Origin of the sequence: Aureimonas sp. SK2 (assembly GCF_029813115.1) — a bacterium.
Taxonomy (GTDB): Bacteria; Pseudomonadota; Alphaproteobacteria; order Rhizobiales; family Rhizobiaceae; genus Aureimonas.
This window is the reverse complement of sequence record NZ_JAPZDS010000011.1, coordinates 118,262-138,297: the sequence shown is the minus strand read 5'-3', so window position 1 is coordinate 138,297 and position 20,036 is coordinate 118,262. Positions and strand designations below refer to the sequence as shown.

General features: G+C 67.6%; 21 protein-coding genes. 4 read left to right on the top strand and 17 right to left on the bottom strand.

Annotated features, from left to right (window positions below; genetic code table 11):
* Positions 1 to 8: 8 nt before the first annotated feature.
* The 10 genes from O5O54_RS15110 to motA form a co-directional block, all read right to left on the bottom strand.
* Positions 9 to 332 carry a flagellar hook-basal body complex protein FliE gene (locus O5O54_RS15110; RefSeq protein ID WP_279482647.1) on the bottom strand — a complete coding sequence of 108 codons (324 nt, stop codon included), beginning with the start codon at positions 330 to 332 and terminating at the stop codon, positions 9 to 11.
* A 5-nt stretch (positions 333 to 337) separates the two neighbouring features.
* Positions 338 to 754, bottom strand: coding sequence for a flagellar basal body rod protein FlgC (gene flgC, locus O5O54_RS15105; RefSeq protein WP_279482646.1), 417 nt, complete (start codon positions 752 to 754; stop codon positions 338 to 340).
* Positions 755 to 758: 4 nt separating this feature from the next.
* The gene (gene flgB, locus O5O54_RS15100) at positions 759 to 1,139 is read right to left on the bottom strand and encodes a flagellar basal body rod protein FlgB (protein ID WP_279482645.1); all 381 of its coding nucleotides are present in this window, start codon (positions 1,137 to 1,139) and stop codon (positions 759 to 761) included.
* Between the two features lie 190 nt (positions 1,140 to 1,329).
* Complete coding sequence (locus O5O54_RS15095; RefSeq protein ID WP_279482644.1) at positions 1,330 to 1,779, bottom strand: hypothetical protein; 450 nt, start codon at positions 1,777 to 1,779, stop codon at positions 1,330 to 1,332.
* Between the two features lie 71 nt (positions 1,780 to 1,850).
* Positions 1,851 to 2,939 (bottom strand): flagellar biosynthesis protein FlhB, encoded by a 1,089-nt coding sequence (flhB, locus tag O5O54_RS15090; protein ID WP_279482643.1) that lies wholly within the window; start codon positions 2,937 to 2,939, stop codon positions 1,851 to 1,853.
* A 71-nt stretch (positions 2,940 to 3,010) separates the two neighbouring features.
* The gene (locus O5O54_RS15085) at positions 3,011 to 4,039 is read right to left on the bottom strand and encodes a FliG C-terminal domain-containing protein (protein ID WP_279482642.1); all 1,029 of its coding nucleotides are present in this window, start codon (positions 4,037 to 4,039) and stop codon (positions 3,011 to 3,013) included.
* A gap of 6 nt (positions 4,040 to 4,045) precedes the next feature.
* Complete coding sequence (gene fliN / locus O5O54_RS15080; protein ID WP_279482670.1) at positions 4,046 to 4,375, bottom strand: flagellar motor switch protein FliN; 330 nt, start codon at positions 4,373 to 4,375, stop codon at positions 4,046 to 4,048.
* Between the two features lie 177 nt (positions 4,376 to 4,552).
* Positions 4,553 to 4,921 carry a hypothetical protein gene (locus tag O5O54_RS15075; protein WP_279482641.1) on the bottom strand — a complete coding sequence of 123 codons (369 nt, stop codon included), beginning with the start codon at positions 4,919 to 4,921 and terminating at the stop codon, positions 4,553 to 4,555.
* Positions 4,902 to 5,837: a FliM/FliN family flagellar motor switch protein gene (locus O5O54_RS15070; RefSeq protein WP_279482640.1), complete on the bottom strand. Its 936-nt coding sequence runs from the start codon at positions 5,835 to 5,837 to the stop codon at positions 4,902 to 4,904. Before O5O54_RS15070 ends, O5O54_RS15075 begins: the two co-directional genes overlap by 20 nt.
* 9 nt (positions 5,838 to 5,846) lie before the next feature.
* Entirely contained in the window at positions 5,847 to 6,713 is an 867-nt protein-coding gene (motA, locus tag O5O54_RS15065; protein ID WP_279482639.1) for a flagellar motor stator protein MotA, read from the bottom strand.
* Positions 6,714 to 6,928: 215 nt separating this feature from the next.
* Between motA and flgF the strand changes: the two genes are divergently transcribed.
* The gene (gene flgF / locus O5O54_RS15060; protein ID WP_279482638.1) at positions 6,929 to 7,654 is read left to right on the top strand and encodes a flagellar basal-body rod protein FlgF; all 726 of its coding nucleotides are present in this window, start codon (positions 6,929 to 6,931) and stop codon (positions 7,652 to 7,654) included.
* On the top strand, positions 7,651 to 8,979 hold the full coding sequence (locus O5O54_RS15055; protein ID WP_279482637.1) for a FliI/YscN family ATPase: 1,329 nt from the start codon (positions 7,651 to 7,653) through the stop codon (positions 8,977 to 8,979). The genes flgF and O5O54_RS15055 overlap by 4 nt, the downstream gene beginning before the upstream one ends.
* A 2-nt stretch (positions 8,980 to 8,981) precedes the next feature.
* Here O5O54_RS15055 and O5O54_RS15050 read toward each other — a convergent pair whose 3' ends face one another.
* Positions 8,982 to 11,444 carry a bifunctional diguanylate cyclase/phosphodiesterase gene (locus O5O54_RS15050; RefSeq protein WP_279482636.1) on the bottom strand — a complete coding sequence of 821 codons (2,463 nt, stop codon included), beginning with the start codon at positions 11,442 to 11,444 and terminating at the stop codon, positions 8,982 to 8,984.
* A 280-nt stretch (positions 11,445 to 11,724) separates the two neighbouring features.
* Here O5O54_RS15050 and mprF point away from each other — a divergent pair, with 280 nt between their 5' ends.
* Together mprF and O5O54_RS15040 are read left to right on the top strand one after the other, a co-directional pair.
* Positions 11,725 to 14,310: a bifunctional lysylphosphatidylglycerol flippase/synthetase MprF gene (gene mprF, locus O5O54_RS15045; protein ID WP_279482669.1), complete on the top strand. Its 2,586-nt coding sequence runs from the start codon at positions 11,725 to 11,727 to the stop codon at positions 14,308 to 14,310.
* Positions 14,307 to 15,734, top strand: a complete 1,428-nt coding sequence (locus tag O5O54_RS15040; RefSeq protein WP_279482635.1) for an AcvB/VirJ family lysyl-phosphatidylglycerol hydrolase — start codon at positions 14,307 to 14,309, stop codon at positions 15,732 to 15,734. Before mprF ends, O5O54_RS15040 begins: the two co-directional genes overlap by 4 nt.
* Positions 15,735 to 15,744: 10 nt before the next feature.
* On the opposite strand, the gene O5O54_RS15035 is transcribed toward O5O54_RS15040, so the two are convergent.
* From O5O54_RS15035 to O5O54_RS15010, 6 genes are all read right to left on the bottom strand, one after another.
* On the bottom strand, positions 15,745 to 16,527 hold the full coding sequence (locus O5O54_RS15035; RefSeq protein WP_279482634.1) for an SDR family oxidoreductase: 783 nt from the start codon (positions 16,525 to 16,527) through the stop codon (positions 15,745 to 15,747).
* A 209-nt stretch (positions 16,528 to 16,736) separates the two neighbouring features.
* Entirely contained in the window at positions 16,737 to 17,117 is a 381-nt protein-coding gene (mnhG, locus tag O5O54_RS15030) for a monovalent cation/H(+) antiporter subunit G (protein WP_279482633.1), read from the bottom strand.
* Positions 17,114 to 17,479 (bottom strand): cation:proton antiporter, encoded by a 366-nt coding sequence (locus O5O54_RS15025; protein WP_279482632.1) that lies wholly within the window; start codon positions 17,477 to 17,479, stop codon positions 17,114 to 17,116. Before O5O54_RS15025 ends, mnhG begins: the two co-directional genes overlap by 4 nt.
* Positions 17,476 to 17,949, bottom strand: coding sequence for a Na+/H+ antiporter subunit E (locus O5O54_RS15020; protein WP_279482631.1), 474 nt, complete (start codon positions 17,947 to 17,949; stop codon positions 17,476 to 17,478). The genes O5O54_RS15025 and O5O54_RS15020 overlap by 4 nt, the downstream gene beginning before the upstream one ends.
* Positions 17,946 to 19,598, bottom strand: coding sequence for a proton-conducting transporter membrane subunit (locus tag O5O54_RS15015; RefSeq protein WP_279482668.1), 1,653 nt, complete (start codon positions 19,596 to 19,598; stop codon positions 17,946 to 17,948). Before O5O54_RS15015 ends, O5O54_RS15020 begins: the two co-directional genes overlap by 4 nt.
* A 46-nt stretch (positions 19,599 to 19,644) precedes the next feature.
* Complete coding sequence (locus O5O54_RS15010; protein ID WP_279482630.1) at positions 19,645 to 20,022, bottom strand: Na+/H+ antiporter subunit C; 378 nt, start codon at positions 20,020 to 20,022, stop codon at positions 19,645 to 19,647.
* Positions 20,023 to 20,036: the final 14 nt, after the last annotated feature.

Sequence of the window (20,036 nt, the reverse complement as noted above, 5' to 3'; positions counted from 1 at the left end):
TACTTTCGTTAGATCGACATGCGGGAAAGTTCGAGATAGGCGGAGACGACCTTGTCGCGCAGCGCGACGGCCGTCTGGAGCGTCCGCTCGGCGCCCATCACGGCGTCGACGACGGCCTGCGCGGAGGCCTTGCCGTTGACGCCCTGGATGGAGACCGTCTCCGCGCTCTTCATGGTCTGGCTCGCCTCGCGGGCGATCTCGGTCATGGCGGCGGCGAAGCCCTGGCCGGCCTCCGCGACGTTGGACGCGCCGGCGGCGACGGAGGGGGCGGACAGGCCGTCGAGGCGCAGGGCGTCGACGCGCGGCATGGCGTTGCCGATGGCGGGGATCATGGGCGTCAGCCTCTCATGAGATCGATGGTGAGGTTGATGAGTTCGCGCGCCTGCTTGATCACCTGCAGGTTCGCTTCGTAGGACCGGTTGGCCTCGCGCATGTCGGCCATCTCGACCAGCATGTTGACGTTCGGCATCTTGACGTAGCCGTCCTTGTCGGCGGCCGGGTTGCCGGGGTCGAGCTCCATCTTGAAGTCGGAGCGATCGGTGCCGACCGACTTGATGCGCACGAGGTCGGCGCCGAGCAGCCGGTCCATCTCGCTGGTGAAGGCCACCGTCTTGCGGCGATAGGGATCGCTGCCCGGCGTTTCGCCCGTGGAACGCGCGTTGGCGACGTTCTCGGACACGACGCGCATGCGCTCGGACTGTGCTTCCAGGCCGCTCGCGGCGATCTTGAGGGCGGAAGAAATGGAGTCGGTCATGGGCTCAGCCCTTCAGCGTCGACATGAACATGCGGTGGAACGACTTGGCGACCGAGGTCGAGAGCGTGAAGTCGCGCGAGATCTCGCCCGCCTTCAGCATCTCCTGCTCCAAGCTCACCGAGTTGCCGGAATGGGTGACGTCCCAGGGCTTCTGCTTGGTCTCGTCGACGCCGAAGTCGCGCCCGGCCGAGGCCACGAGATGGTTCGCGCTGGTGCCCGACATCTGGAGGGCGGTGGTTTCCAACACCTCGGAGAAGGGCGTGACGTCCTTGGCGCGATAGGTCGGCGTATTGGCGTTGGCGACGTTCTCGGCCACCACCGCCTGACGGGCGGACAGCCATTCGGCGCGGCGGGAACTGAGCCCGAAGAGGTAGAACTCGCTCATGGATCGCGTCCTGGGACAGGTCTTGGGTTGCCCCATTCATAGGAAGAGGCACTTGTCCGAAACTGACGATCTTACAGATTTCTTAGTATTAACCGATCGTTAAAAAGTATTAACGAAATCAAAATCCGGACAAGAAAAAGGGCCCCGCCAGCTGGCGGGGCCCTGGATCCTCGGATCGGATCGGCGGTCGTCAGGCGGAGCCGGCGGTCGTCAGGCGCGCGGCGGCGATGGCCGCCTTGAGGCGCTCCGTGTTGGCCGCGGGATCGGCGTCCGGATCGGAAAAGGCGATGTAGTTAATGTGAACGCCCGCCTTCGTAGCCGTCAGCGACAGCTTGAAATGGACGGTCACGTCGATCCCGTGGAATTCCATGTCGAGATCGATGGTGGGTGTCGAGCCCCAGGTGAGGTGCACGTCACCGCCGCCCGCAAAGCGCAGCGCGCCGGGCGCAAGATAGAGCTGGGCGGAGGAGTCGAGGATGTCGGCGATGTTGCCGAACTGGTCCATGCGCAGGAACGCGACATAATCGACCACATCGACCAGCCGCAGCTCGGCCACCACTTCCTTGATCCCGTTCGCCAGCGCCTTCTCGCGATCGGCGGCGTACTTGTTGCGAACGTTGAGCATGACGTGGGAACCCATGGAGGACCTTTACGCGAAATGGACCGTTACGACCTCCCCGAAGGGAAGGCAGGCGTCGACAGGTCGCCGGTTCAGGCTGCCCCGATCTCCAGGCGCGATTGTGACCGCGCCTGCAGGAAGTAGATGAGTTCCGCGACCGCCTTGAAGAATTGCGGCGGAATCATCTGGTCGATTTCAACATGATCATACATCGACCTTGCCAAGAGCTTGTCTTCGATCACCGGAATCTCGTTGGCCTCTGCGATCTCGCGGATCTTGAGCGCGAGCACGTCGACGCCCTTGGCCACGACCACCGGCGCCCCGCCCTCCTCGCGCACGTAGCGCAGCGCGATGGCGTAGTGGGTCGGGTTGGCGATCACGACCGTGGCGCGCGGCACGGCAGCCATCATGCGCTTCTTGGTGCGCTCGCGGGCGATCTGGCGCTGGCGCGCCTTGACCATGGGATCGCCTTCCGACTGCTTCATCTCGTCCTTGATCTCCTGCTTGGACATGCGCAGGTCGCGCCGCCACAGGATGCGGGAGAAGAGAAGATCGGCGGCGACGAGCACGATCGTGGCCACCGACACCGCGGCCAGCAGCCGCATGGCCAGGCCCAGGATCGTTTCGGGAAGAAGGAGTGGGTCCGAGAACATCGTCTTCAGGAGGAGTGGCAGTTCGTCGGACAAGATCCAACCGACCAGGATCGTAACGGCGGAGAACTTGAATAAGGATTTACCGAATTCCGTGAATCCTCGACGTCCAAACATTCGGCCCCAACCGCTCGACGGCGAGATGTTGGAGTATTTCGGGCGGATGCGCTCAAGATTGATCTGAGGCGGATTTTGGAGCAGCGAAGCAAGGATGCCCGCCAGCAGGAAGAGACCGGTCGCTGGCAGCACGAAGCGCGCGCTCTGGGCGGTGATCGTGTGCAGGAACTGCAGGGCGTCGATGCCGTTCCCGATCGACCATTGCAGCGGATTCTCGAAGGTGACCTTGAGGTCGCCGGCCAGTTGCGCCGCATTGTTGCGCGCCTGGAAGACCACGACGGCGATGGCGGCCAGGAGAGAAGCCAGGATCGGCGCCTCGCGCGAGATGGGAAGATTGCCCTTCTCGACGGTATCGCGGATCTTCTTCTCGGTCGGTTCCTCGGTTTGGGACTCCTTGTCCGCACCCTCCGACATCGCGCGCTCGCCTTCCTGCGAAATTAGACCGGCCCCGGCCGCCTTTCAGCGCCGGGGCCGGGTCGATGGGTTCAGGCGTCGGCCGGCTCGGTGAGGTCGATGCGACCTTCGCCGGACATGCGCAGGGCGGTGGAGGCGATGGCGCGCCGGGCCGCCTGGATGGCGTCGGCCGCCGCGGGCTCGTTGCGACCGAGCTCGGCTTCCACCATGCGCCGGGCGCGCGCGCCGAGCGCCGAGAGCACGGCCTCGCGAAGGTCCTGCGCGGCGCCGGTCAGCGCCACGGTGACCTGCTCCACCGGGATCGCGTCGAACAGGACGAGACGCGCCTTCTTGCTCAAGGACCCGACGTCCTCGAAGGCGAAGAGCAGCTTGCGCAGCGCCGCCGCCTCTTCGGGCTCGGCACTCTCGAGCGAGGACAGGAGTTCCTCGGTCTGTGCCTTGTCCATCCGGTTCACGATCTCCGCCATGGTCGCGTAGCGCTCGCGGCGCTCCGCCCCGTTGGAGGAGGACACGAAGGCGTCGCGGCAGCGCTTCTCGATCAGCCGGGCCACCGACTCCGGCGGCGGCGCGGAGGACAGCATGCGGCGCATGACGTCGTTGCGCCGGGCCGGCGGCATGCTGGCGACGACCGTGGCGGCGAGATCCGACTTCAGGCGCTGCAGGATATAGGCCGCGACCTGCGGGTGCTCGCGGTCCAGAATCTTCAGGACCGCGTCACTCCCGAGCTGCTCGATCTCCTGCCAGACGGGCGGTCCGCCCTCCTCGGCCGACAAGGTCTCGCCCTCGAAGACCAGCGCCAGCTCTTCCTTGGGCAGGCTGCTGCGCAGGAGCTTGGTCAGCTCGTCCTCGAGACCCGTGATGGCCGGTCCGGCGCGAAAGGCGTCCTGGAAGTCGGCGACGATCTCGTCGAGCTCCATCGGCGTGACGGGGTTGGGCAGCGCCGCGCTCTGGCGCAGCGCCTTGATCTCCTCGGAGGAGAAGTGCTTCAGGAGCTTGGTGGCGCCCTCCCCGCCCAGCGTCAGGAGCAGGATGGCGGCGCGCGACGCACCGGACAGGGTCGGCGCTCCCAGCTCTCGGCTCTGATAGGCTTCCAGGAGCATCAGTCGTCAGGCGCCCTTGGCGCGCGGCTGGCGGGCGGTGGGCGAGACGATCTCGGTCAGCGTGATGCCGAAGCGGGACTCCTCGTTCTCCAGGACGACGACCTCGCCGCGGGCGACGATGCGCCCGTTGACGATGAGGTCAACCGGATCGGAGATGCTGGTGTCGAGCTTCACCACGGCGCCGCGCCCGAGCTTCATCAGGTTGGCGACCGGCATCACCGTGGAGCCGAGCACGACCTGCATGGTCACGGGGATGCTCATGATGACGTCGAGATTGGGCTGCGCCTCGACGACCGGCTCCTCCTCGACGTCGGCAAAGCCCATGCCGTGATCCATGCCATGGTCCAGGCCGTGATCGTCCTCGTCGGTGTCCTCGACCGTCTCGTCCATGTCGAAGCCCGCGTCCATGGCGCCGAACTGGCCACCGAACTGGCTTTCGGTCTCGAGTTCCATCGTCTCGTTCTGCATCGGGGTCGTCCTTGGAATGGGGTCGGATCGCGGGCGATCCTGGAATCAACGAATAGTGTTCGGAACTGACGCGAAACGGGAGATCGCGTCGTTGTCGTGCGGGATGGGGGCGGATGTGACTGGAGCGACGCGCTTCTGCTCATAGGCGTCGAGCAGGATGTCCAGGCGCTCGGCCAGCTCGTGCGCTTCGGCGGCCCGCTCTTCCAGAGCACGCAGCGTGCGCACGCCCTCGCTCTTCAGGAGCACCACGGCATTGGCCGCGCGGTTGATCGAGGCGTCGGCGTCCTCCAGAGCCTGCCAGAAGCCGGTCTCCTCCGAGCGCAGCCGCTTCAGCTCCTTGTACATGGAGCCCGTCCGCCAGCTCGTGACGATGAGGGCGCCGATCAGGACGGCGTCAATGAGCCAGGATGTCATCGATGAACTCCTCCGTCGGGTCCACGGGTTCCGAGACCTTGACGACATAGGTGTCGCGCGAGCGGCCCATCGTGCCGCGGAACAGGCGCTGGCCCTCGCATTCCAGAAGCACCAGGCTCTGCATCGTGGCGTCGAGCGCCAGCGTCTGGCCGACCTGGAGCATCGAGATCTCGCCGAGGGACGTCTGCTGCTCGCAAAGGATGGCGCGCACGTGCATGTCCGTCTTCTGGAAGCCGGCCTCCAGGTCGCGCGTCCAGGTCTCGTCAACGATGGACGGGCCTTCCTCGGGAACGGCGGCGAACTTGCGGCGGTGCGGCGCCAGCGCGGCCTCGGGAACCGCCACCCTCAGCGCCGCCTCGCAGCGTCCGATCGACACGCGGAAGCGGAACTCCACGAAGCTGCGCGCTTCCGGCGCGATCCATTCGTCGAGCTTCTCGCCGATGCCGTCGCTGACGAAGCGGTCGGGCGACATGCCGAGCGCGACGACATCGGCGAACACCGCGTTGCCGGCATCGACGAAGGCGCGCAGTGCGGCGTCGGCGAAGAAACGCCCGACGCTGGTGAGCGGACGCGCCGGCCCGGGCGCGTCGCGCCCGTCGCCGCCGAAGCCGGCTTCGGTCACCGTATCGGCGAAGCGGCCGTCGGCGGCGACGAGAGCCATCTCGCGCCACTTGGACGAGCGGACCGTCAGGGCGAGCTGCGTGTCCGTCTCGGCGAGGGCCGAGCGCGACAGCGCGAAGGGCGAGGACGCGACGAACTCGACGGCGAGCGGACTGGCGTGGCTGGCCGCCAGCTTGGCGGACACGGCCTCGGCCCACTGGGTTCCGATGATCTTGAGGCGCGGGAACTTTTCCGGCTCGATCCGGGCGGCGGAGCGCAGGCGCTCGCCGATGTTGCGTTCGGTGACCGTGTCCATGGTCCCTCCTTATGCGGCCGAGGGCGCGCCGCCGATCGTCTCGGCTTCCACCTGGTCGATGGTCGGACGGTCGTAGGCTGAGATCGCCTTGCGGCCGTATTCCAGTGCCACCTGCGGAAGAGCGCCGTTCATGTAGGCGATCAGCGTCTGCTTGATGATGACGTACATGCGCATCTTCTTCTCGCGCACGCTCTTCACCTTGGTGGCGAGCGGGCCGAAGACGCCATAGGCAAAGAAGATGCCCGCGAAGGTGCCGACGAGCGCCGCGCCCACGAGATGGCCGAGCACTTCCGGCGACTGGTCGAGGGCGCCCATGGCGTGCACGATACCCAGAACCGCGGCCACGATGCCCAGCGCCGGCAGACCGTCGGCGATGTCCTGGATGGCGTGCTTGGGCTTCAGCTGGTCGCGCGCGACCGTCTGGATCTCCTCCTCCATCAGCGCCTCGATCTCGTGCGGACGGGCGTTGCCGACGATGATCAGGCGGCAGTAGTCGCAGATGAAGTCGGTCATCGGCTTGTTCTTCAGGATGTTCGGGAAGGCGCTGAAGATCGAGGATTCTGCCGGGTTGTCGACGTGCGACTCGAACTCCGAGCGCGACTTCGACTTCATCTCGCGCATCAGCGAGTGAAGGAGGCTCAGGAGGTCGAGATAGTCGCGCTGCTTGGGAACGGCGTTCTTGAAGGCCTCGCCGATCGCCTTTCCGGTGTCCTTCACCACTTTCATGTTGTTGGCGATCAGGAACGTGCCGAGGGCGGCGCCCAGGATGATGACGAGCTCGTAGGGCTGCCAGAGCACATAGAGATGTCCGCCTGCCGCGACATAGCCGCCGAGAACGCAGCCGACCGTCACGATAAGGCCGAGAATGATACCCATCGGGCTGTCCTTGAACGATAAAGGAATTGGTAAGAAGGATTAACGGGGCGGACTTGCGCGAGACTGTGCGGGGAGACCGGTCGCAGCCGGCGGTCCCTTGGCCGGCTCGCGGCAGCGGTCAGCCTCGATCCATTCGCATCGGGCAGGATGGCGGCGCTTCGGTCCGTCCCCGCACAGGGCCGACCCCGTTCCAGCCGATCAGTCCCGGATACCCCATGCAAACCACGCTCCCCGTCGCCCTTTCCGCGCAGCTCGCCATGGAGAAGCGTCTAGAGTCGCTGGCCAACAAGCTGGCGAATGCGTCCACGCCCGGGTTTCGTGCGGAAGAGGTGAAGTTCGAGACGATCCTGTCGCGCGCGTCCAATCGGCCGGTGGCCTTCGTCTCCGAAGGGCAGCAGTTCCTGTCGACCCGCGCCGGCGCGCTGACCCAGACCGGCAACCCGCTCGACCTGGCGGTGGCCGGCGACGCCTTCTTCGCGATCCAGACCCCGCGCGGCCCCGTCTACACGCGCGACGGGCGGATGATGATGTCCGAGGAAGGCGAACTGCGCACCGTGAACGGCGAGCCCTTTCTCGACGTCGGCGGCGCACCGCTCCAGATCGACCCGAACGGCGGCCCGATCCAGGTCGCCCGTGACGGCATGATCACCCAGGGCGGCGGCCAGATCGGCGCCGTCGGCCTCTTCCGGATGCCGGCCGGGGCCAACCTGTCGCGCGCCGGCACGTCCGGCGTGGTGCCCGATGCGCCGGCGCAGCCCGTCGTGGACTTCAACGACGACCGCATCGCACAAGGCTTCGTGGAAGGCTCCAACGTCAATCCGATCCTTGAGATGACCCGCCTCATCGAAGTGCAGCGGGTGTTCGAGCAGGCCGCCAGCGTGATCCAGACCTCCGAGAACTCGCTGAACGGGGCTGTCACCCAGCTCGGAGCCAACAAGTGACGGAAGCCAGCCGGAGGAAGGATCTGTCCGGCCTGGATCAGCCCTTGGTGCGCGTCAGCGGCCATGTGGTCGACGTTACGCCCCAGTCGTTCCGCGTGGCCGGCCTCAGCCCTTATGTGCGGCTCGGCGACTGCGTGGTCTGCGAGGGTCCGCAGGGACCCGAGCTCGGCGAGGTCGTGCGCGTCGAGGAGGCCGCGGCCACCGTCAAGCCGTTTGCCGTGCGCTTCCACAGCGGCGTGCGCACGCTGGCCTGGCGCACCGGCCCGGTCACGGTCGCGCCGTCCCCTGCCTGGAAGGGACGGACGGTGGACGCCTTCGGACGCCCCTGCGACGATCTCGGGCCGCTGGAGAACGGCGACACCGAGTTCGTCACCGACCAGCTTCCCGACGCGGCGATGCGGCGCGCCCGCATCCGCCAGCCCGTACCGACGCGGGTGCGCGCGATCGACATCTTCACGCCGCTGATCCGCGGCCAGCGCATGGGGATCTTCGCCGGCTCGGGCGTCGGCAAGTCGACCCTGATGGGCATGCTGGCGCGGGCGCCCGGCTTCGACACGGTGGTCGTGGCCCTGGTCGGCGAGCGCGGCCGAGAGGTGCGCGAGTTCCTGGAGGAGACCATGCGCGGCGACCTCTCGCGCGTCGTCACGGTGGTGGCGACGGGCGACGAGAGCGCCATGATGCGCCGCCTTGCCCCCAAGACCGCGATGACCGTTGCGGAATACTTCCGCGACCAGGGCGACCATGTCCTCCTGATCGTCGATTCCGTGACGCGCCTCGCCCATGCGGCGCGCGACGTGGCGCTCGCGGCCGGCGAGCCGCCGGTGGCGCGCGGCTATCCGCCCAGCGTCTTCTCCGAACTGCCCCGCCTTCTGGAGCGGGCCGGTCCCGGCGCGGAAGGAAAGGGCACGATCACCGGCCTCTTCGCCGTGCTGGTCGATGGCGACGACCACAACGAGCCGGTGGCCGACGCGATCCGCGGCACGCTCGACGGGCATATCGTCCTCGACCGGGCGATCGCCGAGGAAGGCCGCTTTCCCGCGATCGATCTCCTGAAGTCGATCTCGCGCATGGCCGACCTCGCCTGGAAGCCGGAGGAGCGTGAGCTCGTCTCCCGGCTCAAGGCGATGATCGCGCGCTACGAGGACACGCGCGACCTGCGTCTGCTCGGCGGCTACCAGCGCGGTGCCGATCCGACGCTCGATCAGGCCGTGGACCTGGTGCCCCACGTCTACGGCTGCATGATGCAGCATCCGGTCGACGACCCGTCCACCGCCCCGTTCGACGAGCTGTCGCGGCGGCTGAAGACGTCGATCTCCCCTGGCTGACCTCAGCCGGCCTTCATGACCTCGGCCGGCGGCTTGCCGCTGAAGCGGCCGCTCCGGAACCCCTCGCGCACGTCCACCAGGATCTTGGGCAGGTCCGAAGCGGGGCGCGGCTTGGCGAAGAGGTATCCCTGGACCTCGCGGCAGCCCTCCTGCTCGAGGCGCAAAAGCTGGTCGACCGTCTCGACGCCTTCGGCGATGACGTTCATCTTCATCGCCGCGCCGAGCCCCATCACGGCGCGCACGATGGCGATGTTCTCGTCGCGGTTCATGTCGCGCACGAAGGACTGGTCGATCTTGATCTTGTCGAAGGGGAAACGGCTGAGATAGCCGAGCGACGAATAGCCGGTCCCGAAATCGTCCATGGAAACGACGAGCCCGAGCTTGCGAAGGTTCTGGAGCGTCTCGAGAACCCCTTCCGCGTCGTCGAGGAACAGTGATTCCGTGACCTCGAGCTGCAGGCGCTGGGGCGCGAGACCGCTGGTCTTCAAAGCGCTTTGGACGGCTGCGACGAGGCCCGGGCTCTTCACCTGGATCGGCGACAGGTTGACCGAGATGGTGAGGTTCGCCGGCCACCCGGCGGCCTGGCGGCAGGCCTCGGCCAGCACGAAGCGCCCGAGCGGGACGATCATCCCCATCTCCTCCATCAGGGGGATGAAGGTCGCAGGCCCGACCAGTCCGCGCGTCGGATGACGCCAGCGCACCAGCGCCTCGAAGCCCGACACGGCCCGTCGCTTGAGATCGACGAAGGGCTGGAAATGCAGCTCGAACTCGCCCCGCTCGAGCGCGGCGCGCAGGTCGGCGATCATCAGTTGCTTCGCCTGGAGCTCCTCGCGCAGCTCGGGACGATAGGCCTTGAACTTGCGCGTCGGCTGCGCCTTCGCCTGCTGGAGCGCGAGTTCGCAGTCCTGCATCGCGCGGGCCGCGTCGAGGCCCGACGTCCGGTCGTCGCGGCTGATCGAGACCATGCCGACCGCGACGGACACGGCGAGCGGACGCCCCGCCACGCGGATCGGACGCCCGTCCACGACGTCCATCACGGCCCGCACCAGCCGCTGCTTGGAGCCCGGTTCCTCCGGGGCCACGAGGAGGATGCCGAACTCGTCGCCGTCCAGCCGCGCGACGAGCGCGTCGGAGGGAACCAGGCTCCTGAACCGCTCGCCGAGCTGACGAAGCAGATCGTCGCCGGCCCGCTGGCCCAGCGTGGCGTTCACGGTGTTGAAGTCCTCGACGTCGATCGACAGGACCACGATGTCGCTGTCGCCGCCGTAGCCCTGCAGCATCTCGTCGAGAGCGGTATAGAAGCGGGTGCGGTTGGCGAGGCCCGTGAGGGGGTCCTGACCGGAAAGCCGTTCCATCTCCCGGTTCGCGGCCTGGATCCGGGTCACGTCCTCGAAGATCACGATCGTGCCGCCGACATGCGGGCTGGCATGGCGGCGAAGCTCGAAGTTTCGACCATCCGCCGTCTCGCGCGACTCGAACTCCTGGTGCGGTCCGGCCAGAAGCGCGGCCAGCAGCGGATCGGCCTCCTCGCCCATCGTCGCCATTCCGACGCGCATGGTCGGAAACAGTTCCGAGAAGGCCGCGTTGACGCTGAGAAGCTTGTTCTCATCGTCGATCACGCAGAAGGCCTGCGGTACGTTGTTCAGCGCGTCGTCGAAGCGGCGGCGCTGGCGCTGAAGCTCTTCCTCGAAGCGGCGCTTCGTCCGGTTGCCGCCCTCGGCGATCTCCTGGAAGCGTCCGTCGACCGTCGCCTCGATGAAGTGGATCGCCGCCTCGAGCTGCTCGATCGCATCGCCGTGCCGGGGAGGCTGCACGTCCTCCCCGCTCACCCTCAGAAGGTTCACGGTGGCCTGTCGGATGGACCGCGCGATGCTACGCATCAGGAACAGGAGCATCAGCAGGCCGGCCATGATTCCGGCCAGAACCCCGAGCGACAGGAAGCGCTTCAGGTTCTCCGAGCGGGAGGCGGTTTCCGCGCGCAAAGCCGCCACCTCGTCGCGCATGTCGCGGGTGATGAAGTTGAGGCTGGTCACGATCTGGCTCATCTCTCGGCGCAGAAGACGCCGGGTGATGTCCCCGTCCGCCATGCGCAACCGGTTGATTGCGTAGGCGAGATTGTCGAGGCGACGGCTGACGGGACGCCCTTCCAGCGACACCGTCCGCAACTCGGTCAGGATCTTGGACAGCCCTTCGGCCAGCCGCGAGGTCTCCTCGCGCGTGACGATGCGGTTCGGGTCGCCCATACGCTCGTTGGAGAACCGCTCGGCCAGTTCGTCCGCCCGCACGAAGGCGGCTTCGACGCGCGCCAGAGGATCGGCGCCCTCGCGGAAGACGCGGTCGACCGACTCGACCACCGCCTCGCTGCTGCGGTTGACGGCCATGGTGAAGCCGGCACCCAAAAGCGCCAGGGCCAGCCCGCACGCCAGGAGCTTCGCGTTGATCGAGATGTACGACCGTGTTTTCACGAAGCCTCTGTCCACCCTGAGATCGGGCCGCGAAGAACGAAATGTTCGGCAATATTCCTTAGATCGTGCACGTTATGGTTCCGTTACCTGACGGATCGTCGACGATGGCAGCAGCACAGGTGAACCAGGACGGGGACCTTCGGCGAATGGTTGGGCTCGGCGTCTTAATTTTCCGTAAGACGGATCGCACGACTTGTGGCCGCCCACGTTTTGGGTCACTCCCCCTTCCCGCCGATGCCCATGCGGGCATATGGCGAAAAGCCAGGACGTGCAGGTGGCGATGAGCGTGGAAGCGGAAGTCAGCGAACCGGCGCCACGATCGGGGCGCGGCTGGAAGACCTGGATACCCGTCGGCATCGGTCTGGCGATCACGGCGGTCGCGTTCACGACGCTTCACGCCATGATGGCGGATCTCTCGCTGGACGAGATCCGCGCCGCGTTCTCGAACGTCCCGGCGACGGCACTCGTCCTCGCCGTCTTCTTCACCGTCGTCAGCTTCGCGGCGGTTTCCCTCTACGATGTCGTCGCCGTCGAAACGATCGCGCCTGGCCGCGTGTCGCGCCCCGTCGCGGCCACCGTCGGGGCGGCGGGCTACGCCATCTCCAACGCGCTCGGCTTCCCGCTGCTGACCGGCGGCGCCCTGCGCTACCATGCCTACAAGTCCGGCGGGATCGAGCTGGCCGACATCGGCCGCATCGTCGGCACGTCCTGGTTCGCCCTCTGGTTCGCGCTCGCCATCATGCTCGGCGTCGCTCTGATGGTGGATCCGAGCGGCATCCCCTTCCTCCGGGACATCGACCACCGCGTCGATCTGGTTCTCGGCGTCGTGATCGTCGCGTTGGTCGCGCTCTTCGTGTTCTGGCTTTCGCGCGGGGCGCGCGAAGTGCGGATCGGCCGCTTCCACATGGCCCTGCCTTCGCATCGCGGGGCGCTGGTCCAACTCGTGGCCGGCATCGTCGATGTGGGGGCCGCCGCGGCCGTCCTCTACGTCCTGATGCCTCCGGGCACGGTGGGCAGCTTCCTTCTCTTCTCCCTGGTCTTCGCCGTGGCCACCGTGGTCGGCGTGGCGTCCTCTGCGCCGGGGGGGCTCGGCGCCTTCGAGGCGACGCTACTTGTCACGCTCGGCCTTTCGGACCGCGCAGATGTCGTCGCGGCCCTGGTGCTGTACCGCCTCATCTACACGGTGATGCCGCTGGTCGTGACCGTGATCGGCCTCGCGGTGGTGGAAGCAGTCCGCCGCCGCGGCGTGGTGACCGGGCCGGCGAAGGAACTCGTGCGGGCGGTCGAGCCCATCGTGCCGCCGGCCGTCGCCGCCCTGACGTTCGGCGGCGGACTGGTGCTGCTCGCCTCCGGCTCGCTGCCCACCGCCGAGCAGCGCATCGGCACGCTGGGCGACATCGTCCCGCTCCCCTTCATCGAGATGTCGCAGCTCGCGGCGAGCTTCGTCGGTGTGGCGCTGCTGATCGTCGCGCGGGGACTTGCCAAGCGGCTGTGGCGCGCCTGGGTCGTCTCGCTCGGCCTTCTCCTCGCCGGTGCGGTGTTCGCCGTCTTCCGCGGTCTCGACTGGGAGGAGGCCGTGCTCCTCGTGGTCCAGGCGACGCTTCTCCTCGGCTTCCGGCGTGCCTTCTACCGGCGCTCCGTGCTCAACCCGTTCGCCCTCACCTGGAGCTGGCTGGCGGCGGTCCTCGCCACGGTCATGGCGTCCATCTGGCTCGGCTTCTTCGCCTATCGCCACGTGGAATACGCCAACACGATGTGGTGGGACTTCGCGCTGGACGCCGACGCGCCGCGCTTCCTGCGGGCGAGCGTGGTGGCGGTGGCGATCGTGGCGGCGGTCGGTCTCGACGTCGCCATCCACCGGCGGACCGAGCGCCTGCAGCGCGCCAGCGCCGTACCGCCGGAAGTTCCCGAGATCGTCGCGACCTCTCCGTCCACGATGTCCTGTCTGGCCCTGCTCGGGGACAAACGCTTCCTGTTCTCGCCCGACCGGCGCGGCTTCGTGATGTATGCGCGCTCGGGCGGAAGCCTGATCGCGCTCGGCGAGCCCGTCGGCCCGCCCGATGTCGTCACCGAACTCGCCTGGAGCTTCCGCGACCTCGCGGACCGGCAGGCGGAGCGGCCGGTCTTCTACGAGGTGGGCGCCCCGAGCCTTCCGCTGTTCCTGGACATGGGCCTGACCGCACTCAAGCTCGGCGAGGTCGCGCGCGTGGATCTGCCGGCCTTCAAGCTCGAAGGCCCCAAGATGCAGAACCTGCGTACCGCCATCCGGCGTGCGGAGCGCGAGGGGCTGGAATTCGAGATCATCGGGCCGGAAGCGGTGATGGCCGAGATAGAGGAGCTGCGCGCGGTCTCCGACGCGTGGCTCCAGAACAAGGCCGGCTCCGAGAAGGGCTTCTCGCTCGGCTATTTCGACCCCGACTATCTCCGGCACTTCGACATGGCGGTCATGCGCAAGGACGGCGCGATCGTCGCCTTCGCCAATCTCTGGCGGGGGGCCGGCAAGGAGGAGCTTTCGATCGATCTCATGCGCTTCCTGCCCGACGTGTCGCGCGTGCTCATGGATGCGCTCTTCGCCAGGCTCCTGATGTACGGCAAGGACGAGGGCTATCGCTGGTTCAACCTTGGGGCGGCTCCCTTGTCGGGCCTCGTGGACCGGCGCGGCGCATCGCGCTGGAACCGCTTCGGCTCCTTCCTGTATCGCAAGGGCGGCAACTTCTATCATTTCGACGGGCTGAAGGCGTTCAAGCAGAAGTTCAATCCCGTCTGGACGCCGCACTACCTGATCTGTCCCGGCGGCTTCGACACGGCCAAATGCCTCGTCGATGTCACCGCCCTGATTTCCGGCCGACCCAAGCAGGATTCATGAAGCGCTCCCTGACCGTCCTGACCGCCTCGCTGACCCTCATGATCCTCGGCGGCGCGAGTTCCGCCTGGCTCGCCTCGCATGCGCTGGACGAAGCTGCCGGGAGCCTCGCCGTCACGCGCATCACCTCCGACAACCTGCGCGACGTGGAGGTGCTGACGCCCGGCGACGATCCGGCCGGCCTCGTGGTCCTCCTGTCGGATCGCGGCGGCCTCACGTCCGCCGACCGCGAACTCGCCTCGCAGCTCGTGGACGAAGGCCTGATCGTCCTTCCCGTGGACCTCGACCGCTGGATGGCGGCGTTGGACACGGATGCCGGGCCGGACGGCGAGTGCATCTATCTCGGCTCCGACCTCGAGGGGATCGCCAAGGAGGCCCTGCGCGCGCTCGAACTCGACACCTATTTCCACCCCGTCGTGGTCGGTCGCGGCGAGGGAGGGACCCTCGCCTATGCCGCCGTCGCCGATGCCCCGGCGGCGACGCTCGCGGGCGGGATCGGCCTGAACGCTCCGCCCGCCGCCCGCTCGCGCATTCCGGTCTGCGAAGGGGCGACGGCGACGCCCGAGGGACCGGGCGCCTTCGCCTACGACCGCGGCGCCGAACTTCCCGCGCCCTTCACCTTCGTGGCGCAGAGCGGCACCGAGATCGCGACCGCCATGTCGGCGCCGATGCGCGCCGGGCAGACCACCGTCGCGGGCGCCGAGGCGCAGGAGACAGCCACAGTCCAGGGTGCGCGAGCCATCGCCGATGCCGACAGGACCGAACTGCCGATCGTCGTGGGCAAGCCCAAGGGCCAGCCGCGCGGCCTCGTGGTCTTCTTTTCCGGCGACGGCGGCTGGCGCGACCTCGACAAGACGATCGGCGACTGGCTGACCGCCGAAGGGATCGAGGTGATCGGCGTCGATTCCCTGCGCTATTTCTGGTCGGAAAAGTCGGCCAAGCAGATGGCAGACGACATTTCCTCGATGCTCGCCGACGCCAAGCCCGCCGCGAACCTGCCGATCGGCCTCCTCGGCTACTCGTTCGGCGCCGACACGCTTCCCTTCGCCTTCGCCGACATGCCTGGCGAGTGGACGAAGCGCGTGTCGCTGGTCGGCCTGCTCGCGCCCTCCCACCAGACCGGGTTCCAGATTTCGGTCGGCGGTTGGCTCGGCATGTCCACCGGCGATAGCGACGTGGTAGCCGCCGCCGCGGGTCTGCCCGCCGATCGCGTCCTGTGCGTCTACGGCAAGGACGAGGACGACACTGCCTGTCTCGACCCGAAGCTCGCGGCCGTCACGAAGCTGCCGCTGGAGGGCGGCCACCATTTCGACGGCAACTACGACAGCCTCGCCGCCCGCCTTCTCGCCGCCCTCATGAGCGGACCGCAGGCCGGCCTTGCCGAACCGCCGCCGCCGGCAGGTCCGCCCGCGCCCCCGGCGCGCTGAGCGCCTTCGGTCAGGGCATGAGCTGGCCGCCGTTGACCTCGAGGATCTGGCCCGTCATGTAGCCGGACAGGGCGTTGGCGGCGAGGAACAGATAGGCCGGCGCGCAGTCGTCGGCCGTCCCCAGCCGCTTCAGCGGAATGGCGGCGGCGGTCGCGTCGAGCTTCTCCTTGGAAGAGTAGCGCCGGTGGAAATCGGTCATGATCGTGCCCGGCGACACGGCGTTGACGCGGATGCCGTCGGGCGCGAGTTCCTTCGCCAGGGTCTTGGTCCAGGCGGAAACGAAGGCCTTCGCGCCCGAATAGAGCGCCGAGCCGGCGCTGCCGCCCGAGCGCCCGGAGATCGACACGGTGTTGACGATCGAGGCCCCGTCGACCGCCTTCAACGCCGGCAGGAGCGCGCCGGTCAGCGCCACCACCGAGCGGATGTTGAGGTCGAGGATGTGGTCGTAGTCCTCGCGCGTTTCCGTGCCCGCCGCGATGCGACCGCCCATCGTCCCGGCATTGTTGACGAGGACGTCGACGCGATCCGTCCGGTCGAGGATCTGGCGCGCGAGGTCCGCGCCGCCTTCAGGCTGCGAAAGGTCTTCAGTGAGGAGCGTGAGGCGCGAGCGCGCCCCTTGCGGCACGCGGGACAGGAGATCGCCCTCCGTGTGCGACAGATCGCGGCCGGCATGGGCGACGACCTTCGCGCCGCAGCCGAGAAAGGCCACCACCACCGCCGCGCCGATCCCGCGGCCGGCGCCCGTCACCACCACCGTCCGGTTCTCGAACAGCGCCGAATCGTATCCGTTCATGCTTGGCCTCCCTGTCCGCCCATCGGACCGGTCGGGCGCGCCCGCGTCAAGCTCGGCGCGGCGGCAGGGCGGCGAGCACGACCAGGCTGATCCAGGCGAGGATCAGCACGGAGCCGCCGATCGGCGCGGCATTGGCGAAGAGGCGAAGGCCGCACCGGCCGTGCCGGCAGCGCCGAAGATGCCGGCAGCGGCGACGAAGATCCGGGCCGTCACAGGATCGGCCGCCGTGGGTCGAGTTCTTCTTCGCCGGCCGCAGCGTTCCTGCGCGACGTCATCTCGTTGAGCACCGACCCGGACCACATGGGATAGCCGGCCGAATAGGCAGCCTTGCCGAGAAGATGCGCTGCGATGGGAGCGGTCAGGAAGAAGAAGACGATCGCGGCGATGGCCCGCAGCACCTCGGCCGTCTGGACGGAGACGATGGCGAGAGCCACAAGCGCAAGCGCCGAGCCCACCGTGCCGACCTTGGAGGCGGCGTGCATGCGGGAGTAGAAGTCCGGCAGACGCAGGATGCCCACCGCGGCAACCAGCGCGAACGAGGCGCCGAGCACCACGAACAGGGCCGCGAGGAGGTTGCCGAATGCGGTCATCGTATCTGCTCCTGGGTCAGGACGGGCTGGTCGGGTTCGGCCGCCTCGCCGGTCGAGACCGGCGACCGCTCGGTGTCGCCGCGCGCCATGATGAAGCGCGCGAAGGAGATCGTCGCGAGGAAGCCGACGAGCCCGAGCGCGATGGCGATGTCGACATAGAGCGTGAAGCCCGTATCGATGCCGATCACGGCGATCAGACCGATCGAGGAACTGGTGAGCACGTCGAGCCCGAGCACGCGATCCGGCAGCGTCGGGCCCTTGAAGATGCGCACGATGGTCAGAAACATCGAGACGCACAGAATAAGCAGCGCGATCGAGAGTGCCCAGTCGAGAACCAGCTCGGAGAACTGAAGGAAGCTCATCGCGACAGCTCCAGGATGCGGCGCTCGAAGCCCTCGGCGATCTCGCGGCGGCGTGCGTCCGGGTCGGAACAGTCGAACGCATGGACGAAGAGCGTGCGCTCGTCGTCGGAAATGTCGAAGATCAGCGTTCCCGGCGTCAGGCCGACCAGATTGGACAGGAGCGCGATCTCGAACTCGCTGCCCACCTTGTGGCGATACAGGAACACGCCGGGCTTCAGCCCCATCTTCGGCCGCATCACGACGATGGCGATCCGCCAGGCGGAGACGGCAAGGTCGTAGATCAGGAAGAGGATCAGCGAACCGACCTTGCGGCCCCGACGGAAATAGCCTCCCGCCCCCACCTGCTCGCGGATCAGATAGAGCGACGCGGCGCCCAGGATGAAGCCGAAGATCAGGTTCGCGAGGCTGAAGCCACCGGTGATGACGAGCCAGACGAGGGCCAGGAGGAGGTTGGCGACGAAGGGGGTCATGGCACGGCTCCCAGAACCGCGTTGAGATACTGGGCGGGGTGCAGGACCTGGTGCGCCGCCTGCATCGAGAGGCCCGCGAGCGGCTGTGGCCAGACGCCGATCGCCACCACGAAGACGCACAGGGCCACCAGCGGAATGGTTGCGAGCGGGCGACCGGGCGGCGGCGCGCGGAACGCGTCCTCGGCGGCGTGCGGCTCGGCGTCGGCGAGCGCCGGAAGCGGACGCCAGAAGGCGAGCGCGAAGACGCGCGCGCAGGCGATCGTCAGCAGGAAACCCGAGAGAAGCACGGCAAAGGCCAGCCACGGCAGGTCCGCCGAGATCGACGCCCGCACCAAGAGCATCTTCGGCCAGAAGCCCGAGAATGGGGGCAGACCCGAGACGGCCAGAAGAAGTACCAGCATCAGCGCGGAGAACAGGGGATGGCGCCGCCACAGGCCGCCCATCTCGTGAAGCGACGAGGAGCCGTTGCGGAAGGCCGCGACGCCCGCGGCGAGATAGAGGGCCGTCATCACCACGATGGAATGCACGGCATAGAAGATCGCGCCGCCGAGACCCGTGGCGAGCGGCCCGTCGGGCGAAACGCCGTTCTGGATCAGATCGCCCACCTCGGCACCCCGCAGGACGCTGGACGCGCCCGTGGTGATGGCCGTGGAGGCGCTTTCCAGGACCGGGGGGATGGCAATGCCGACCATGATCGTGCCGATCCCCGTGATCACGGCATAGTTCAGCATGCGGCGAAGGTCGGACTGCGCGAGCGCGCCCAACGCGCCGATCAGCATGGTGAGGGCCGCCATCCAGGCGATCACCGTGCCGAGCCCGCCGCGCTCGGGCGGAAACAGCATGAGCACGACGCGGATCAGAGCATAGATGCCGACCTTGGTCAGCAGGCCGGCAAAGAGCGCCGACACGACGAAGCGCGGCGTATGGTAGGAGGCGGGAAGCCAGAAGTTCAGCGGAAAGGCCGCCGCCTTCATGGCGAAGGCCACGACATAGAGCGAAGCGATGGTGAGGAGGATGCCGTTCCCCTCCATCTGCGCGGACTTCACGGCGATCTCGGCCATGTTCAGCGTGCCGAAGAGGCCGAAGAGATAGCCGGTGGTCAGCAGGAAGAGCGTCGCGCCGATGAGGTTCAGAAAGCAGTACTTGGTCGCCCCGTCGAGCTGCTCGCGCTCCGAGCCCAGGATGAGCAGCCCGAAGGAGCCGATCAGCAGCACCTCGAACCAGACATAGAGGTTGAAGATGTCGCCGGTCAGGAAGGCACCCGACACCCCACCCATGACCATGAACAGGAACGGGTAGAAGCCGTATCGCCGCCCCTCCTCGTCGATCGAGGCGATCGCGTAGATGCCGCAGGCGAGCCCCGCGAAACCCGCCACGGACAGGAACAGGGCGCTCAGGATGTCGGCGGAGAAGGAGATGCCGAAGGGCGGCTTCCATCCGCCCATGGCCATCGACATCGGCCCGGCCTCGGCGATCCGCCAGAGAAGCGCGAGATCGCACGCCAAGAGCAGCGTCAGCCCGATCACCGCGATCACCGGGTGGAGGTCCATCCGGCGGCGCATCATGAGAAGGACGGCGCCGAAGACGAAGCAGATCGCCACGGGCAGGATCAGGAGCGCCTGATCCGGCCGGAAGCGTTCGAACACCATGGCGTCGGCGATGAGAGCGGCGGTCTCGTCCATGATCCCTCCTCCCTCAGAAGCCGAGGGGCGGCAGCCCCTCGTCCTCGGGCTCGGCCACGCGCATCTCCATCGTGTCGTCGGTTTCGAGGTCTTGGTAGGCGCGATAGGCGAGCACGAGCAGGAACACGAAGAAGGAGAAGGAGATGACGATCGCCGTCAGGATCAGCGCCTGCGGCACGGGATTGGCGATCGCCTGCGGCGGCACCTTGAGGGCGGCCGGGATCAGGGGGGGCGCGATCGGATCGATCCGCCCGGCGACGAACAGCGACAGGTTGACCGAATTGCCGAGCAGCACCACGCCCAGAAGCATGCGGATGATGTAGCGCGACAGAAGCAGGTAGATCGTGATCGAGAACATGACTGCGACGAGGCCGGCCAGGGCGATTTCCATGTCAGACGGCCTCC

Excerpts from the sequence above, each read along its gene's own strand:
- O5O54_RS15110 (WP_279482647.1), bottom strand. The coding sequence starts at position 332 with ATGATCCCCGCCATCGGCAACGCCATGCCGCGCGTCGACGCCCTGCGC.
- flgC (WP_279482646.1), bottom strand. The coding sequence starts at position 754 with ATGACCGACTCCATTTCTTCCGCCCTCAAGATCGCCGCGAGCGGCCTG.
- flgB (WP_279482645.1), bottom strand. The coding sequence starts at position 1,139 with ATGAGCGAGTTCTACCTCTTCGGGCTCAGTTCCCGCCGCGCCGAATGG.
- O5O54_RS15095 (WP_279482644.1), bottom strand. The coding sequence starts at position 1,779 with ATGGGTTCCCACGTCATGCTCAACGTTCGCAACAAGTACGCCGCCGAT.
- flhB (WP_279482643.1), bottom strand. The coding sequence starts at position 2,939 with ATGTCGGAGGGTGCGGACAAGGAGTCCCAAACCGAGGAACCGACCGAG.
- O5O54_RS15085 (WP_279482642.1), bottom strand. The coding sequence starts at position 4,039 with ATGCTCCTGGAAGCCTATCAGAGCCGAGAGCTGGGAGCGCCGACCCTG.
- fliN (WP_279482670.1), bottom strand. The coding sequence starts at position 4,375 with ATGGATCACGGCATGGGCTTTGCCGACGTCGAGGAGGAGCCGGTCGTC.
- O5O54_RS15075 (WP_279482641.1), bottom strand. The coding sequence starts at position 4,921 with ATGACATCCTGGCTCATTGACGCCGTCCTGATCGGCGCCCTCATCGTC.
- O5O54_RS15070 (WP_279482640.1), bottom strand. The coding sequence starts at position 5,837 with ATGGACACGGTCACCGAACGCAACATCGGCGAGCGCCTGCGCTCCGCC.
- motA (WP_279482639.1), bottom strand. The coding sequence starts at position 6,713 with ATGGGTATCATTCTCGGCCTTATCGTGACGGTCGGCTGCGTTCTCGGC.
- flgF (WP_279482638.1), top strand. The coding sequence starts at position 6,929 with ATGCAAACCACGCTCCCCGTCGCCCTTTCCGCGCAGCTCGCCATGGAG.
- mprF (WP_279482669.1), top strand. The coding sequence starts at position 11,725 with ATGAGCGTGGAAGCGGAAGTCAGCGAACCGGCGCCACGATCGGGGCGC.
- O5O54_RS15040 (WP_279482635.1), top strand. The coding sequence starts at position 14,307 with ATGAAGCGCTCCCTGACCGTCCTGACCGCCTCGCTGACCCTCATGATC.
- O5O54_RS15035 (WP_279482634.1), bottom strand. The coding sequence starts at position 16,527 with ATGAACGGATACGATTCGGCGCTGTTCGAGAACCGGACGGTGGTGGTG.
- mnhG (WP_279482633.1), bottom strand. The coding sequence starts at position 17,117 with ATGACCGCATTCGGCAACCTCCTCGCGGCCCTGTTCGTGGTGCTCGGC.
- O5O54_RS15025 (WP_279482632.1), bottom strand. The coding sequence starts at position 17,479 with ATGAGCTTCCTTCAGTTCTCCGAGCTGGTTCTCGACTGGGCACTCTCG.
- O5O54_RS15020 (WP_279482631.1), bottom strand. The coding sequence starts at position 17,949 with ATGACCCCCTTCGTCGCCAACCTCCTCCTGGCCCTCGTCTGGCTCGTC.
- O5O54_RS15015 (WP_279482668.1), bottom strand. The coding sequence starts at position 19,598 with ATGGTGTTCGAACGCTTCCGGCCGGATCAGGCGCTCCTGATCCTGCCC.
- O5O54_RS15010 (WP_279482630.1), bottom strand. The coding sequence starts at position 20,022 with ATGGAAATCGCCCTGGCCGGCCTCGTCGCAGTCATGTTCTCGATCACG.